At 64.6% G+C, this 14,849-nt stretch carries 12 protein-coding genes and 1 tRNA gene; all 13 read left to right on the forward strand.

What is annotated here, in order from left to right:
- The first annotated feature begins 65 nt into the window (after positions 1–65).
- The 13 genes from hfq (at position 66) to XCSCFBP4642_RS0109620 (ending at position 14,694) form a co-directional block, all read left to right on the forward strand.
- Positions 66–344 carry an RNA chaperone Hfq gene (gene hfq, locus XCSCFBP4642_RS0109550; RefSeq protein ID WP_005915027.1) on the forward strand — a complete coding sequence of 93 codons (279 nt, stop codon included), beginning with the start codon at positions 66–68 and terminating at the stop codon, positions 342–344.
- 11 nt (positions 345–355) lie between these two features.
- Positions 356–1,675 (forward strand): ribosome rescue GTPase HflX, encoded by a 1,320-nt coding sequence (gene hflX / locus XCSCFBP4642_RS0109555; RefSeq protein WP_029219588.1) that lies wholly within the window; start codon positions 356–358, stop codon positions 1,673–1,675.
- A gap of 612 nt (positions 1,676–2,287) precedes the next feature.
- Positions 2,288–2,587, forward strand: a complete 300-nt coding sequence (locus XCSCFBP4642_RS30470; protein ID WP_029219589.1) for a hypothetical protein — start codon at positions 2,288–2,290, stop codon at positions 2,585–2,587.
- Positions 2,572–3,027, forward strand: coding sequence for an MFS transporter (locus XCSCFBP4642_RS30475; protein WP_029219590.1), 456 nt, complete (start codon positions 2,572–2,574; stop codon positions 3,025–3,027). Before XCSCFBP4642_RS30470 ends, XCSCFBP4642_RS30475 begins: the two co-directional genes overlap by 16 nt.
- Before the next feature lie 188 nt (positions 3,028–3,215).
- Positions 3,216–3,710, forward strand: a complete 495-nt coding sequence (locus XCSCFBP4642_RS0109580; protein ID WP_029219591.1) for a CinA family protein — start codon at positions 3,216–3,218, stop codon at positions 3,708–3,710.
- A 386-nt stretch (positions 3,711–4,096) separates the two neighbouring features.
- Positions 4,097–6,646, forward strand: a complete 2,550-nt coding sequence (locus tag XCSCFBP4642_RS0109585) for a TonB-dependent receptor (RefSeq protein ID WP_029219592.1) — start codon at positions 4,097–4,099, stop codon at positions 6,644–6,646.
- A 415-nt stretch (positions 6,647–7,061) separates the two neighbouring features.
- A complete protein-coding gene (gene ubiB, locus XCSCFBP4642_RS0109590) occupies positions 7,062–8,738 on the forward strand; it encodes a 2-polyprenylphenol 6-hydroxylase (RefSeq protein ID WP_029219593.1) in 1,677 nt (558 codons plus the stop codon).
- Between the two features lie 87 nt (positions 8,739–8,825).
- Positions 8,826–9,467, forward strand: a complete 642-nt coding sequence (gene lexA / locus XCSCFBP4642_RS0109595; RefSeq protein ID WP_029219594.1) for a transcriptional repressor LexA — start codon at positions 8,826–8,828, stop codon at positions 9,465–9,467.
- A 172-nt stretch (positions 9,468–9,639) separates the two neighbouring features.
- Positions 9,640–10,674, forward strand: a complete 1,035-nt coding sequence (recA, locus tag XCSCFBP4642_RS0109600; protein ID WP_029219595.1) for a recombinase RecA — start codon at positions 9,640–9,642, stop codon at positions 10,672–10,674.
- Between the two features lie 253 nt (positions 10,675–10,927).
- Complete coding sequence (gene recX / locus XCSCFBP4642_RS0109605) at positions 10,928–11,416, forward strand: recombination regulator RecX (RefSeq protein WP_029219596.1); 489 nt, start codon at positions 10,928–10,930, stop codon at positions 11,414–11,416.
- A 101-nt stretch (positions 11,417–11,517) separates the two neighbouring features.
- The gene (gene alaS / locus XCSCFBP4642_RS0109610; protein WP_029219597.1) at positions 11,518–14,166 is read left to right on the forward strand and encodes an alanine--tRNA ligase; all 2,649 of its coding nucleotides are present in this window, start codon (positions 11,518–11,520) and stop codon (positions 14,164–14,166) included.
- A gap of 139 nt (positions 14,167–14,305) precedes the next feature.
- Positions 14,306–14,518: a carbon storage regulator CsrA gene (gene csrA / locus XCSCFBP4642_RS0109615; RefSeq protein WP_029219598.1), complete on the forward strand. Its 213-nt coding sequence runs from the start codon at positions 14,306–14,308 to the stop codon at positions 14,516–14,518.
- Between the two features lie 83 nt (positions 14,519–14,601).
- A tRNA-Ser gene (locus XCSCFBP4642_RS0109620) sits at positions 14,602–14,694 on the forward strand.
- Positions 14,695–14,849: the final 155 nt, after the last annotated feature.

Below are 14,849 nucleotides of genomic sequence, written 5' to 3' on the forward strand. Positions count from 1 at the left end.
GGAACCGGCTGGGGATGGCAGGTGTCGACCGGGACAATAAGAACAATAATGAAGAGGAGTTTTCGATGGCTAAGGGGCAATCGTTACAGGACCCGTTTCTCAACGCGCTGCGGCGCGAGCGCGTGCCGGTCTCTGTGTATCTGGTCAACGGCATCAAGCTGCAGGGCACGATCGAGTCGTTCGACCAGTTCGTGGTCCTGCTACGCAACACCGTGAGTCAGATGGTTTACAAGCACGCCATCTCCACGGTCGTTCCGGCGCGCAATGTGCGCGTGGGGCCGGGTGGTGGGTATGTGCAATCCAATGAAGGCAATCAGGCGGAAGATGACGACGTCGAGCAGTAATGGAGTGATGCGTGTTTGATCGCTCACGCAAGGGTGAACACGCGTTGTTGATTCAGACCCACTCCGGTGGGCCTGCCGAAGAAGATGTGCTGGAGGAGTTCGCCGACCTTGCAAAGTCGGCGGGCGCCACGGTGGCGGCGACGCTCACCGCGCGCATCGACAAACCCAGCCCGTCGACCCTGATCGGCCGTGGCAAGCTGGAAGAGGTCAAGGCGGCTGCCGAGGCCACCGGCGCGGATCTGGTGCTGGTCAACCACACCTTGTCGCCCGGCCAGGAACGCAACCTGGAGCGCTATCTGGAGCGGCGCGTGATCGACCGCACCGGGCTGATCCTGGATATCTTCGCGCAGCGTGCGCGCAGCCACGAAGGCAAGTTGCAGGTGGAACTGGCGCAGCTGCGGCATATGGCCACACGGCTGGTGCGCGGCTGGACCCACCTCGAGCGCCAGCGCGGTGGTGCGATCGGCCTGCGCGGCCCTGGTGAAACCCAGCTGGAAACCGACCGCCGCCTGTTGCAGAAGCGGGTGGAACAGTTGCAGAAGCGGCTGGAAAAGGTTGAGGTGCAGCGCAACCAGATGCGTCGCGCGCGGCTGCGCAGCGAGCTGCCGCGCATTGCGCTGGTTGGCTATACCAACGCCGGCAAGTCCACGCTGTTCAACGCATTGACCGGCGCCGATGCGTATGCGGCCGATCAGCTGTTCGCCACGCTCGATCCCACCGTGCGGCGTATCGCGTTGCCGGGCGGCAGCGCGATCCTGGCCGATACGGTCGGCTTCGTGCGCGATCTGCCGCACGAACTGGTGGCCGCGTTCCGTTCGACCCTGTCCGAGGCACGCGAGGCCGATCTGCTGTTGCATATCGTCGACGCCGCCGATCCGCTGCGCGAAGAACGCATCCTGCAGGTGGACGAGGTATTGCATGCGGTGGGTGCCGGCGATCTACCGCAGCTGCTGGTGTTCAACAAGATCGACAGGATTGACGGCGCGCACGTGCGGCACGATGCCCAGGACGGCATTCCCGATCTGGCACGCCGCGAGCGCGTATGGATTTCCGCACGCGATGGTCGCGGGCTGGAAGAGCTGCAACACGCGCTCGGCCAGCGCCTGGATCTGCGCCATGTGACTGGCCAATTGCGGCTGCCGCCCTCGGCCGGCCGCCTGCGCTCCAAGTTGCATCAGTTGGAAGTGGTGCGCGACGAGCAGGTCGACGAAGAGGGCTGGCTGCTCGAGGTCGATCTGCCGATGGTCGAGGCCGAGCGTCTGGCTGCGGGCGACGATGGTGCGCCCCTGCGGGCAATGTTGCCGGACCGCCGCGAAGACTGGGAAACCTGATCCTCGCGCCCGACCGGCAGGCGGGGCGGTGGCAGTAACCGGCCCACGAATGATCTGCAGTGCCGGGTGCGGTGTGCTCCATGCCGCATCCGGCCCGGTTGTGCGCTTCGCCGCGCAATGGGCCAGAGCGATCGTCAGCGATGCGGGCCGCCGCCGCGTTGCGGCGCGTCCGCAGTGCCATGCGCAAGGTCCCAGGCGGCACCGTGCATGGCAGCAATGCCATCGACGCCATGCAGTGAGTGGTTGATCGGTAGTTGTGATGCCTGCGCAGCGTGCAGCTGCACGCCATACGCAGATCACTGTGGTGAATCACCGGTCGCCTTGCAGAGCGGGCGACCGGGACATCGGCAGCCCTCATCCAACGGGCGGGAACGACATCGCGGCACTGAGCGCGCCGTCCCTTCCCGCCTGATGACTGCTCGCTACGTGGTGTTTGCCGCTCCTGGTCGCAGTGTGCGTGCAGGCATACGCACGGGTTGCCGCTGCATGCATTGGCATGGCGGGGACTCGCAGACCTGCGCTGCACGCACGTGTCCTTCGAGATCCATCGACTCGGCGACGCCGTCCTGGCGATTCACCTGCAGCCGTAGCGTTTGAAGGGAGCTCCTGCCGATGTCCGTTGATGCAGGCGCTGCCATTGCCGCCGATACCGTCGAGGAAAAACGCCGACGCATCTTCGCGATCATGGCCGCCTGTTCGGGAAACCTGGTGGAGTGGTTCGACTTCTACGTCTTTGCGTTTGCCGCGCTCTATTTCTCAAGCGCTTTTTTTCCCAGGCACGATCCGACCCCCCAGGCACTCAATGCCACCGGCGTGTTTGAGGTGGGCTTCCTGATGCGCGCGATTGGTGGCTGGCTGTTGGGGCGCCTTGCGGATCGCTATGGACGAAAGACTCCATGCTGGTGTCGGTGAGCACGATGTGCGGCGGCTCGCTGATCTTCTACACCTTTACCGCGTACATGCAGAAGTTCCTGGTCAACAGCGTGCATCTGCCGATGAAGACCGCCAGCCTGGTCATGACCTGTGCGCTGTTGCCGTACATGTGCATGCAGCCAGTGTTCGGGATGCTATCCGACCGCATTGGCCCCCGCCGCAGCATGTTGTGGTTCGGCGCGCTCGGCACCGTGGGGACGGTGCCCATCCTGACGGCGCTGCAGTCCGTGACCAGCCCGCTGGTGGCGTTCGTATTGAGCGTGCCGGCGCTTGCCATCATCAGTTTCCATCTCTCCATCAGCGGCATCGTCAAAGCCGAGATGTTTCCCGCGCAGATACGTGTGCTTGGTGTGGGCCTGGCGTATGCGGCGGGCAATGCCGTGTTCGGCGATCGGCGGAGTTCGTGGCGCTCACCTTGAAATCTGGAATCGGGAGCGCGCGTTCTGCTGGTACGTGACGGCCATGATGGTCGTTGCGCTGCTGGTCAGCTTGCGCCTGCACAAACAGGCCGCGTATCTGCGTAGCGATCACTGGGCGCACGGATGGCAAGGAGACAGCACGCACGAATTCGGATAAAAGTGACCGCTGCCCATTCCTGATCCCCGCAATGACGTCTCCCACTGATCACGATCTGCTGCAGCTTGCCCATTGCCTGAGCACGCAGTTGCGCGCGGCGCGCGAGCGTCTGGTGACGGCGGAAAGCTGTACCGGTGGCTGGATCGCCAAGGCCATGACCGATATCGCCGGTTCCTCGGACTGGTTTGATTGCGGCATGGTGGCCTATAGCTACGAGGCGAAACAGGCCCTGTTGGGGGTGCGCCCGCAGACCCTGGAAGTCCATGGCGCAGTCAGTCGGGAAACGGTGATCGAAATGGTGTCCGGCGCCCTGGTCACCTCCGGTGGCAGTATCGCAGTGGCAGTGACCGGCATTGCCGGCCCGGGCGGTGGCAGCGAGGACAAGCCGGTCGGCACGGTGTGGATCGGCTGGAAGCGACGCGGCGGTTACGCATCGGCGCAGCTGTTCCAGTTCGACGGCGACCGCGATGCCGTGCGTCGTCAGACGGTGGTGGCTGCGCTTCATGGGTTGAGCGCGTTGCTGTAGGGCGGCCAGCAGAACATCGCAACTACTCTTCGGGGCTGTAAAGGTCGTGCCCGGAAGCGCAGTGGCCGAGAGTCCATGCCTCTTCCGCATGCCGGTCGCGTCCGCCTGGCGGCTGCGCGGTCGTGTTTGTCAGCAGCGCTTGGTTGAGCGGGGCGGCTGGCCGCCAAAGGCTTGGATATGACGGCAAGCGTCTCGATTCTTACCGTCGCTGAGCCGGCCTGCTGCATGGCTCGCATACGCATTGGAGTGCAGTCGGGTTCGCCATGCGCACGGCGTGTTCGGCTCCTTGCAGTGCGTGGGCAGTGCAATTGAATGATGATGGAACCTCGTGCGCGCATGCAGTGTCGGTGGCACTGCCCTGGTCGCGCCTTCGCCGGGGGAAACGCATGAATCTGCATCAGCAACCTCGCGCCGTGCTGGCGCTCGCCTTGCTCATGGCGCTGCCTGCGCCTTGCCTCCATGCGCAGGTCGCCTTGTCCACAGAGCCGCCTACTACGGTGCCCTCCGGACCTGCCACCTTGGCGGCGCTGACGGTCACCGCGCAAAAACGCGAAGAAGCGCTACAGAACGTGCCGGTCGTGGTGTCGGTACTGCCCGAGCAACTGCTGCGGGACAGTGGCGTGCACGACATCAAGGATCTTCAGGTGCTGGTACCCGGCCTGATCGTGACCAGTTCGCAAAGCGCCGCGCAGACCACCGCGCGCATTCGCGGGATCGGCACAGTGGGTGACAACGCCGGGCTGGAATCATCGGTGGGCGTGGTCATCGATGGCGTCGCGCGTGCGCGCAATGGCGTGGGTTTCGCCGATCTGGGGGAGCTGGAACGCATCGAGGTGCTGAAGGGGCCGCAAGGCACGGTGTTCGGCAAGAACACCTCGGCCGGCGTCATCAATGTGGTCACGCGCCGGCCCAGTTTCACCCGCAGCGCCGATGCCGAGCTCACGGCCGGCAACTATGGCGCGCTGGGGGTGGCCGGTGCGTTCAACGACGCCCTGAGCGAAACCGCAGCGTTGCGCGTCTATGCCGCCAGACGGCAGCGCGACGGCTTCGAGCAGGTGGTGACCGGCGCCGGCCCGCGCACGGCCACCGATGACGGCGACCAGAACCTGCGCACCGCACGCGTGCAGGTAGTGTGGGAGCCGACCCCCGATCTGAAGATCAACTTGGCAGCCGATGCCACCACCCGCGAGGAAAACTGCTGCGTCACCGTCACCACCGGGCGTGGGCCCACCGCTGCGTTGATCGATGCGCTGGCGCCGGGCGGGCAGGGCACCAGCCCGCGTGCCGAGCCGCAACGCCGGCGTGCCTACAGCAACCGCGGCACGGCGCAGGACATTCACGACAAGGGCGTGTCGGCGCAGGTCGATTGGGCCACGCCCTGGCTCGACGATGCGGTGTTGACCTCGATCACCGCACTGCGCGACTGGAGGTCGGTCAACGGTCTGGACTTCGACTATGGCGCGGCCGACATCTTGTATCGCGACGCGCGCGAAAACGAGATGCTCACCAAGTTCAGGACCTTCAGCCAGGAACTGCGCTTTGCCGGTTCCACCGAACGCGTGGACTGGCTGGTGGGCGCGTTCTACGCCGATGAGACCCTGCATCGCAACGAGTCCTATCGCTTCGGTAACGCGTACGAACCGTACCTCTCCAGCGTACTGCTGGCGCGCATCAATCCGGCCTTGGCCGCACGTGCTGACGCGCCGCGTTTCCTCGCCGATGCCACCGGCCTGCCAACGGGAAGCCTGTTTCGCGGGCAGGGCAGCCAGGACCGCTTTCGGCAGGACGGCACCAGCGCGGCATTGTTCACCAACAACACCTGGCACGCCACCGACGCGTTGGATGTAGTGGTCGGCCTGCGCTACACCCACGAGCACAAGGCGCTGCGCTCGGCCTTTGCCAATCCAGACGGAAGCCCGGCCTGCACCCGCTATTTCGCACCGAACGGGCAGGTCGACCCGGCGGCGCTGCGCCGCATTGGCGCAGCGCTCACCGCACGTGGCGTGCCTGCTGCCGCAGTCCCGGCCATCGCGCCGCAGGTGACCGGCTTTACCTGCCTACCCTGGGCCAACAGCGCCCATGCCGGTCGCCTGACCGAACAGCGCCGCACGGAACGCGAGTGGTCCGGCACCGCCAAGCTGGCGTATCGCTGGAACGATGCGCTGATGACGTACGTTTCCGCAGCGCGTGGCTACAAGGCCGGTGGATTCAACCTGGATCGCGTGCAATCGTCCGACGGCCTGTCCAGCGGCGTGCAGGGCATCGTGCCGGTGGACGATACATCGTTCCCGGGCGAGTTCGTCGATAGCTATGAAATCGGCGCCAAGAGCACCTGGCTGGGCGGCGACCTGCTGGTGAACGCAGCGCTGTTCTATCAGAATTTCAGCGACTTCCAGCTCAACAATTTCCTCGGCACCAGTTTCGTGGTGCGCTCCATTCCCACCGTGGTGTCGCGTGGCATCGACACCGAGGTTCTATGGCAAGGCGCGATACCCGGCCTGATGTTGCAAGGCGGGCTCAGCTATGCAGACACCGCCTATGGCAACGACCCGTTGCCGGATGCAGAGCTGGCGGTGTTGCCCGGCAGTCGGCTGAGTTTTGCGCCGCGCTGGTCGGCCAATCTGTCGGCAACCTACGAACACGCGGTGGGCAACCGATTGACCGGTCGCGTCAATGTCGGCGCAAAATACACCTCCGAGTACAACGCCGGCTCGGATCTGGATCCGCAGAAGGCGCAACCGGGTTACACCTTGCTCAATGCACGCGTAGGCATCGGCGCCACCGACAAATGCTGGCTGCTGGAAGCATGGGCCGAAAATCTGGGCAACGAAACCTATCGGCAGATCGTGATCGACACGCCGTTGCAGGCTGGCTCATGGAATGCATTCCTGGGGGCGCCGCGCACCTATGGGCTTACCTTGCGCTTGCGCTACTGAGCATGGTGCGCCGCCTGTCTTCCAGGCGTGCGCTGCAACTGCGTCAGCATGCAGCCCACTCCGCGCTGAGTACGAATCAGGCCGGGGCGCGACATCGGCGGATGGATCGGCTACAAACAAGGTTTCATTGCTGACGCTGCGTGCCAATGTTTCCGTTTTCTGCTGTCGTGAACAATGCCTCGCCTTCCCCGATTCCCTGTGACCGGCTACGCGCGTCTGCGTCGCGTGGTTTAGATGCGACAGCGCGGCCCGCAGCGCGTCATGGCCTGGTCTCGGGCTTGCGCGATCCTGGTGCATCTTCCAGCCTGCAGGGGCGCGCTCATGGCATGTCGCGGTGGTACGTGCTGATTGCGCGGCTCGCCCTGGCCGTGTGCAGGCGGCCCCCGGCCTGTGCGCCCCAGCAGGCGGTGCGCTGATGTGGGAAGCGCTTGGCACCGTCCGTGATCTGGGGCGGCTGCAGGAAATCGCCTCCGTCCTGATTCGCTACGGGTTTGGCGATGTCGTGCGCCGCATCGGGCTGGCCGATGTGCTCGATCGCGCCGGCAGGTTGCTGCACTGGAACAACGTCGAAGGCCGCCTGCGCATGTCCGCCGCGATGCGCGTGCGGCGCGCCCTGGAGGAACTCGGCCCTACCTTCGTCAAACTGGGGCAGGTGCTGGCCACGCGCGTGGATCTGCTGCCGCCGGACTGGATCGAGGAGCTCAGCGAACTGCAGAATGCAGTGCCGGCCTTGCCGTTCGATCAAATACGGCCGCAATTGGTTGCCGCCCTGGGTGCGGAACCGGAGAGCGTGTTCGCCAGGCTGGACGAGAAGCCCTTGGCGGCCGCGTCGCTGGCGCAGACCCACCGCGCCTGGCTGGCCGACGGCACGCCGGTGGTGCTGAAAATCCGCCGCCCCGGCATCGGCGATACCATCGACGCAGATCTGCGCCTGCTTGCGCGGCTGGCTGACATCGTCGAAACCCGCGCTCCGGACCTCAAGCGCTATCGCCCCGCCGAGGTGGTGCAGCAATTCACGGTCTCGCTGCGACGCGAGCTGGATTTCGCTGCCGAGGGCCGCAACGCCGAACGCATCGCCGCCAACTTCACGCACGATGCGCAGGTGGTGGTGCCGGCGGTGTATTGGGAGTGGACCTGCGACGCGCTCAACGTGCAGGAATTCATCGACGGCATTCCCGGCCGCGACATGCTGGCGGTGGATGCCGCAGGCCTGGATCGCCAGGCATTAGCGCGCACCGGCGCCGGCATCGTGCTCAAGATGGTGCTGCAGGACGGCTGTTTCCATGCCGACCCGCACCCGGGCAACATCTTTTACCTGCGCGACGGCCGCATCGCCATCATCGATTTCGGCATGGTCGGGCGGGTGTCCGAGCAGCGCCGTCTCCAGGTCGCGCAGTTGCTGCACGGCATGGTGAGCTACGACGCCGAAGCCGTCATCGATGTGTTGCTGGAGTGGGCCGGCACCAGTGTGGACATCGACGAGGCGCGCCTGCAGCAGGACATCGGTGCATTCGTCGACGAGTACCGTGGCGTGCCGCTGAAGGAGTTGCGCATCGGTGCGATGCTCGGCGATGTCACCGCCATCCTGCGCGACCACGGGCTCACGCTGCCGTCGGATCTGGCGCTGATGATCAAGGCGTTTCTCACCCTTGAAGGCATGGGGCGCCAGCTCGACCCGGATTTCGACATGGCCACCGAGGCGCGGCCGTATCTCGAACGCGTGGTGCTGCAACGCTACGCGCCCAGCGCCATGCTGCGACGCAGCCGCCGTACCGTGACCGGAGCAATCGATCTGATCGGCGATCTGCCGCGCGACCTCAAGCGCCTGATCCAGGCGGCGCGTCGCGGCAAACTGCAATTGCAGGTGGAGACGCGCGCCTTGCGCGAGTTCGGCGAGCAGGTCGATCGCGCCGCCAATCGGCTCACCATGGGGATCGTGACCGCGGCCTTGGTGATCGGCTCGTCGATCGTGATGAACAGCGTCGGCGGCAGCGCCAGCCGCTGGCTGCTCGGCCTGGGCGTAGGCGGTTTCATCGGCGCCGGCCTGTGCGGCATCTGGATCCTGTTTTCGATCTGGCGCAGCCGGCGCTAGCCGGGTGTAACTGCTGGGCGTCGGGCTGGGCGGGCAGCAGCAAGAAAGGGATTGCACACCGTCCAGTTAGTAGTAATACTACTAACCATGGACCTGACCGATACCCAGCACGCCATCCTCGCCCTGATCGCAGAGCGCATTGACGCCGATGGCGTCCCGCCCTCGCAGACCGAGATCGCCCGTGCGTTTGGCTTCAAGGGCGTGCGCGCGGCGCAGTACCACCTCGAAGCCCTGGAGCAGGCCGGCGCAATCCGCCGTGTGCCGGGGCAGGCGCGCGGCATCCGCCTGGCGGGGCAGGGCGCGCAGGCGCGCATGCTGGCGGTGAGCGCGCCGGAGCGCGACGACGTGCTGCGGTTGCCGGTGCTGGGCCGCGTGGCGGCGGGCCTGCCGATTGGTGCCGACATCGGCTCGGACGACTTCGTGGTACTGGATCGGGTGTTCTTCTCGCCATCGCCGGACTATCTGCTCAAGGTGCAGGGCGATTCCATGCGCGACGAAGGCATCTTCAACGGCGATCTGATCGGCGTGCACCGCACCCGCGACGCGCGCTCCGGGCAGATCGTGGTGGCCCGGATCGATGAGGAGATCACGGTCAAACTGCTGAAGATCGGCAAGGACCGGATCCGGCTGCTGCCGCGCAACCCGGACTATGCCCCGATCGAAGTGCAGCCGGATCAGGATTTCGCCATCGAAGGCCTGTACTGCGGGCTGCTGAGGCCTAATCGCTGAGGGCTGTGCCGATGCCCGCGCTGGTCGTTTCCCCAGCCGGCATCGCAGTCTTTTCCGCTGCCCTGGACTGGATCGCATCGTTAATCTGAGTGTGTCGCCTGTAGTCTCAGCCTGTGCGATACACCGCCGCTACATTGGCTCCACCCCGAACTCACTGACAAGGATCACCCCGATGGATGAGAACAAGAAGCGCGCCCTTTCCGCTGCACTGAGCCAGATCGAAAAGCAATTCGGCAAAGGCTCGGTCATGCGCATGGGCGACCGCGTGATCGAGGCGGTCGAAATCATTCCGACCGGCTCGCTGATGTTGGACATCGCACTGGGGATCGGCGGTCTGCCGAAGGGCCGCGTAGTGGAAATCTACGGCCCGGAATCCTCGGGCAAGACCACCCTGACCCTGCAGGCGATTGCCGAATGCCAGAAGAAGGGCGGCACTGCGGCCTTCATCGACGCCGAGCACGCGCTGGATCCCATCTATGCCGCCAAGCTGGGTGTCAATGTCGACGATCTGCTGCTGTCGCAGCCGGATACCGGTGAGCAGGCGCTGGAAATCGCCGACATGTTGGTGCGCTCGGGCTCGGTCGATATCGTGGTGGTCGACTCGGTGGCCGCGCTGACGCCGAAGGCGGAAATTGAAGGCGAGATGGGCGACCAGCTGCCGGGTTTGCAGGCCCGCCTGATGAGCCAGGCGCTGCGCAAGCTCACCGGCAATATCAAGCGCTCCAATACGCTGGTGGTGTTCATCAATCAGCTGCGCATGAAGATCGGCGTCATGATGCCGGGCCAGAGCCCGGAAGTGACCACCGGCGGCAATGCCCTGAAGTTCTATGCCTCGGTCCGCCTGGATATCCGCCGCATCGGCGCGATCAAGAAGGGCGATGAGATCATCGGCAACCAGACCAAGATCAAGGTGGTCAAGAACAAGCTGGCACCTCCGTTCAAGCAGGTCGTCACCGAAATCCTCTACGGCGAAGGCATCAGTCGCGAGGGCGAGCTGATCGATATGGGCGTGGAAGCCAAGCTGGTGGACAAGGCAGGTGCCTGGTACAGCTACGGCGACGAGCGTATCGGCCAGGGCAAGGACAACGCGCGTGGCTACCTGCGTGACAACCCGCAGGTGGCGGCCAAGCTCGAGGCCGAGCTGCGCGAGAAGTTCCAGCCCGCCGAGGCGCCGCGCGAAGAAGGCGAAGACGCCGAGAAGGAATAAGCGGTCTTGGTGGCCGGGCACGCTGGCGACGTCTGGCGCGACCGGGATGCTGCAACGCGTTGTTCTCCTGGAAGGTGTGGCGGCCTCAGCTGCTCTGCTTCCGTCGGATGCGATTCGTTGATGTCGTTTCAGGTTTTTCTATCGCGGGAACGGCGGAGTCAGTGCCGTCGCGTCTCGCGGTAGATCTATCGAGGGCCAGGAGGGCAGGCGCCAGGGACGGCGCATTGATGCATAAATCGAGGGGCACGTCACGATGGACGAGCAAGAGCCCGCTCCCAAGCGGGGCCGCCGGTTCAAGGAGCAGACGCCGGTCCAACGCGCATTGGGGTTACTGGTGCGGCGCGAGCACTCGCGCAAGGAATTGAATCGCAAGCTGCTGGCGCGTGGGATCGAGCCGGGCGCCGCGCAGGCGGCCGTTGAACGCCTGGCGGGCGAGGGCTGGCAAGACGACACACGCTTTGCCGCCTCGGTCGTGCGAAACAGGGCCAGTTCGGGCTATGGTCCGTTGCACATCCGTGCAGAACTCGGTACCCACGGTCTGGACAGCGAGGCCATCAGCGCAGCGATGGCGACGTTCGAAGGCGATTGGACCGAAAATGCGCGCGACCTGGTCCGCCGTCGGTTCGGCGAACAGGGGCCGGTGGATCTGCCTCAGCGGCGCAAGGCCGCCGATCTGCTGGCCCGGCGGGGTTTCGACAGCAACAGCATTCGCAGCGCCACGCGCTTCGACCTTGAGGACTGAGGGCGTCAGGCCTGCTACCCTTCGTGGTTTCAGGTTGTTCCGCTCCTCTGCGCCCACATGTCATTGGGTGACCGGGACTGCCGCCCGCCCAATGCCAGCACATGAACGCACCTGCCAAATTCAGCACTTCCCAGATCCGTAGCGACTTCCTTGCGTTTTTCGAAGGCAAGGGTCACACCATCGTGCCGTCCGCACCGCTTGTCCCGGGCAACGACCCGACCCTGCTGTTCACCAATTCCGGCATGGTCCAGTTCAAGGACGTCTTTCTTGGCGCCGAGAAGCGCAGCTATGTGCGGGCCGCGGACGTGCAGCGCTGCCTGCGTGCCGGCGGTAAGCACAACGACCTGGATTCGGTGGGTTATACCGCACGTCACCACACCTTCTTCGAGATGCTGGGCAACTGGTCGTTCGGCGATTACTTCAAGAAGGACGCCATCGCCTGGGCCTGGGAGCTGCTGACCCAGGTCTGGAAGCTGCCTGCCGACCGCCTGCTGGTCACCGTCTATCACACCGACGAAGAAGCTTTCGCGCTGTGGCGCGACATGATTGGCATTCCCGAAAGCCGCATCGTGCGCATCGGCGACAACAAGGGCGCGCCGTACGCCTCGGATAACTTCTGGCAGATGGCCGATACCGGCCCCTGCGGCCCCTGCACCGAGATCTTCTTCGATCATGGCGACCATATCGCCGGTGGCCCGCCGGGCTCTCCGGACGAAGATGGTGACCGTTTCATCGAAATCTGGAACCTGGTCTTCATGCAGTTCGATCGCCAGCCCGACGGCACCCTGGTGCCGTTGCCGGCGCCGTGCGTGGATACCGGCATGGGGCTGGAGCGGCTGGCCGCGATCCTGCAGCATGTCCATACCAACTACGACATCGACCTGTTCCAGACCCTGATCGGCAAGGCCAGCGCGCTGACCGGCGTCAGCGATCTGGAAAACAAGTCGTTGCGGGTCATCGCCGATCACATCCGCGCCTGTTCGTTCCTGATCGTCGATGGCGTGCTGCCATCCAACGAAGGGCGAGGCTATGTGCTGCGCCGGATCATCCGGCGTGCGCTGCGGCATGGCTGGATGCTGGGCGTGCGCCAGCCGTTCTTCAGCAAGATGGTGCCCACCCTGGTCGAACTGATGGGCGAAGCTTATCCAGAGCTGGCGGTTGCGAAAGAGACCGTGGCGCGTGCATTGCTGGCCGAAGAAGAGCGCTTTGCCGAGACGCTGGACGCCGGCATGAAGATCTTCGACGACGTGGCGGCGCGGTCGCGGGACGTCATCCCCGGCGAGGATGCATTCCGTCTGTTCGATACCTACGGGTTCCCGGTCGATCTGACATCGGACATCGCGCGCGAGCGCGGTTTGCGCGTGGACATGGAAGGCTTCGAATTCGCCATGGAGCGCCAGCGTGAAACCGCACGTGCCGCAGGCAAGTTCGGTGGCGGCGTTGCGTTGCCGGCCGACCTGGTCGCCACCATGTCGCCGACCGTGTTCCTGGGCTACGAGGCGCATGATGCCGATGCCCTCAAGGTCGTTGCGCTGCTCAAGCAGGGCCGCCCGGTCGAGCGTGCCGAGGCCGGCGACGAGGTCATCGTGTTCACCGATCGCACGCCGTTCTACGCCGAGTCCGGCGGTCAGGTCGGCGACAGCGGGCAATTGAGCAACACCGATGTGTCGATCGACGTCACTGACACCCAGAAGTTCGCCGGCCAGTTCCACGGTCACGTGGGGCGCATCACCGAAGGCACGCTTGCGCTGGGCGATGTGCTGGCGGGGGGCATCGATTTACAGCGCCGCGGCAAGACCATCCTCAACCACTCGGCCACGCACCTGCTGCATGCCGCGTTGCGCGAGGTGCTTGGCACGCATGTGCAGCAGAAGGGCTCGTTGGTGGCGCCGGACCGGCTGCGTTTCGATTTCTCGCATTTCCAGCCGATCACGGCCGACGAACTGGCGGTGATCGAACGCAAGGTCAATGCCGAGGTGCGCACCAACCACAGCGTCGAAGTGCACAACATGGCCATGCAGGAAGCGCTGGATTTCGGTGCAATGGCACTGTTCGGCGAGAAGTACGGTGAGCGCGTGCGCGTGCTGAAAATGGGTGGTTATTCGACCGAGCTGTGTGGCGGCACGCATGTGAGCCGCACCGGCGACATCGGTCTGTTCAAGATCACTTCCGAAGGCGGCGTGTCTTCGGGCGTGCGTCGCATCGAAGCGGTGACCGGGCAGGGGGCACTGGAGTACGTTGCCGACCAGGAGCGGCGTTTGTCCGAGGCAGCCGGCCTGCTGGGCGGCAATGCCGGCGAAGTCGTCGACAAGGTGCGTGCGCTGACCGAGCGTCAGAAACGCCTGGAGCGTGAGCTGGAATCGCTGAAGGCCAAGCTGGCCTCTGGCGCGACTGCCGATCTCGGCGCCGGTGCCGTCGATGTGGCCGGGGTCAAGGTCATCGCCGTGCGTCTGGAAGGATTCGATGCAAAGGCCTTGCGCGAAGCGATGGACCGCCTGAAGCAGCAGCTGGGCGACTCGGTGATCGTGCTGGCCGGTGCATCGGCGGGCAAGGTCGCCCTGGTCGCCGGCGTGAACGGGAGCCCAACTGGCAAGGTGAAGGCAGGGGAACTCCTCGGCCATATCGCCAGTCAGATCGGGGGCAAGGGCGGTGGCCGTCCGGATCTCGCCCAGGGTGGTGGCGAGGACGGGCCCGCCCTTGCGACCGCTCTCGACGGTGTGTCCTCCTGGGTCAAGCAACACTTGGGCTGAACACTTGTCCTGCTATGCCTTGCTGGCTAGCAGGATGTCCCGCTACCATTTCTGGTCTATTCCCTTTACCTAGGGCGCGTCTCACTCAGGAGGCCGTCGATGCTGGTGGGAAACCCACCGGTTCCAGGAGATTTGCAAAATGTTGATCCTCACTCGCCGGGTAGGCGAAACCTTGATGATCGGCGACTCGGTCACTGTTACCGTGCTCGGCGTCAAGGGTAATCAGGTGCGTATTGGCATCACCGCACCGAAGGATGTTGCTGTGCACCGCGAAGAAATTTACCAGCGCATCCAGCGTGGGGACGAGCCGGTGGCTTCTGGCGCGTATCACGGCGACGATTCTTCGAATTGATCGTCATAAAGGGTTTACGTTAGCCCCTCTTACCCGGTATTCTTCGCGGCCTGCCACGGACATCGCGGCAGGACGCAAAAACTGGAGCGATGCCCGAGTGGCTGAAGGGGCTCCCCTGCTAAGGGAGTATAGGGTCAAAAGCTCTATCGAGGGTTCGAATCCCTCTCGCTCCGCCAGTGTTCTATACGCCCGCAAATGATTGATTTGCGGGCGTTTTTTTGTGTTCGATGTTCGATGTCGATTTGAGCACTCAGCACTCAGCACTCAGGCAACAAGCGACGAGCGGGAGCCACGAACAACGGCGGAGCATAGGGTCGTACTCGCGCCCGTC

This window comes from Xanthomonas cassavae CFBP 4642, from assembly GCF_000454545.1.
Classification (GTDB): domain Bacteria; phylum Pseudomonadota; class Gammaproteobacteria; order Xanthomonadales; family Xanthomonadaceae; genus Xanthomonas; species Xanthomonas cassavae.

What these genes read in the sequence shown, in the direction of transcription:
- hfq (WP_005915027.1), top strand. Translation starts at nt 66, where the DNA reads ATGGCTAAGGGGCAATCGTTACAGGACCCGTTTCTCAACGCGCTGCGG.
- XCSCFBP4642_RS30470 (WP_029219589.1), top strand. Translation starts at nt 2,288, where the DNA reads ATGTCCGTTGATGCAGGCGCTGCCATTGCCGCCGATACCGTCGAGGAA.
- XCSCFBP4642_RS30475 (WP_029219590.1), top strand. Translation starts at nt 2,572, where the DNA reads ATGCTGGTGTCGGTGAGCACGATGTGCGGCGGCTCGCTGATCTTCTAC.
- XCSCFBP4642_RS0109580 (WP_029219591.1), top strand. Translation starts at nt 3,216, where the DNA reads ATGACGTCTCCCACTGATCACGATCTGCTGCAGCTTGCCCATTGCCTG.
- XCSCFBP4642_RS0109585 (WP_029219592.1), top strand. Translation starts at nt 4,097, where the DNA reads ATGAATCTGCATCAGCAACCTCGCGCCGTGCTGGCGCTCGCCTTGCTC.
- ubiB (WP_029219593.1), top strand. Translation starts at nt 7,062, where the DNA reads ATGTGGGAAGCGCTTGGCACCGTCCGTGATCTGGGGCGGCTGCAGGAA.
- lexA (WP_029219594.1), top strand. Translation starts at nt 8,826, where the DNA reads ATGGACCTGACCGATACCCAGCACGCCATCCTCGCCCTGATCGCAGAG.
- recA (WP_029219595.1), top strand. Translation starts at nt 9,640, where the DNA reads ATGGATGAGAACAAGAAGCGCGCCCTTTCCGCTGCACTGAGCCAGATC.
- recX (WP_029219596.1), top strand. Translation starts at nt 10,928, where the DNA reads ATGGACGAGCAAGAGCCCGCTCCCAAGCGGGGCCGCCGGTTCAAGGAG.
- alaS (WP_029219597.1), top strand. Translation starts at nt 11,518, where the DNA reads ATGAACGCACCTGCCAAATTCAGCACTTCCCAGATCCGTAGCGACTTC.
- csrA (WP_029219598.1), top strand. Translation starts at nt 14,306, where the DNA reads ATGTTGATCCTCACTCGCCGGGTAGGCGAAACCTTGATGATCGGCGAC.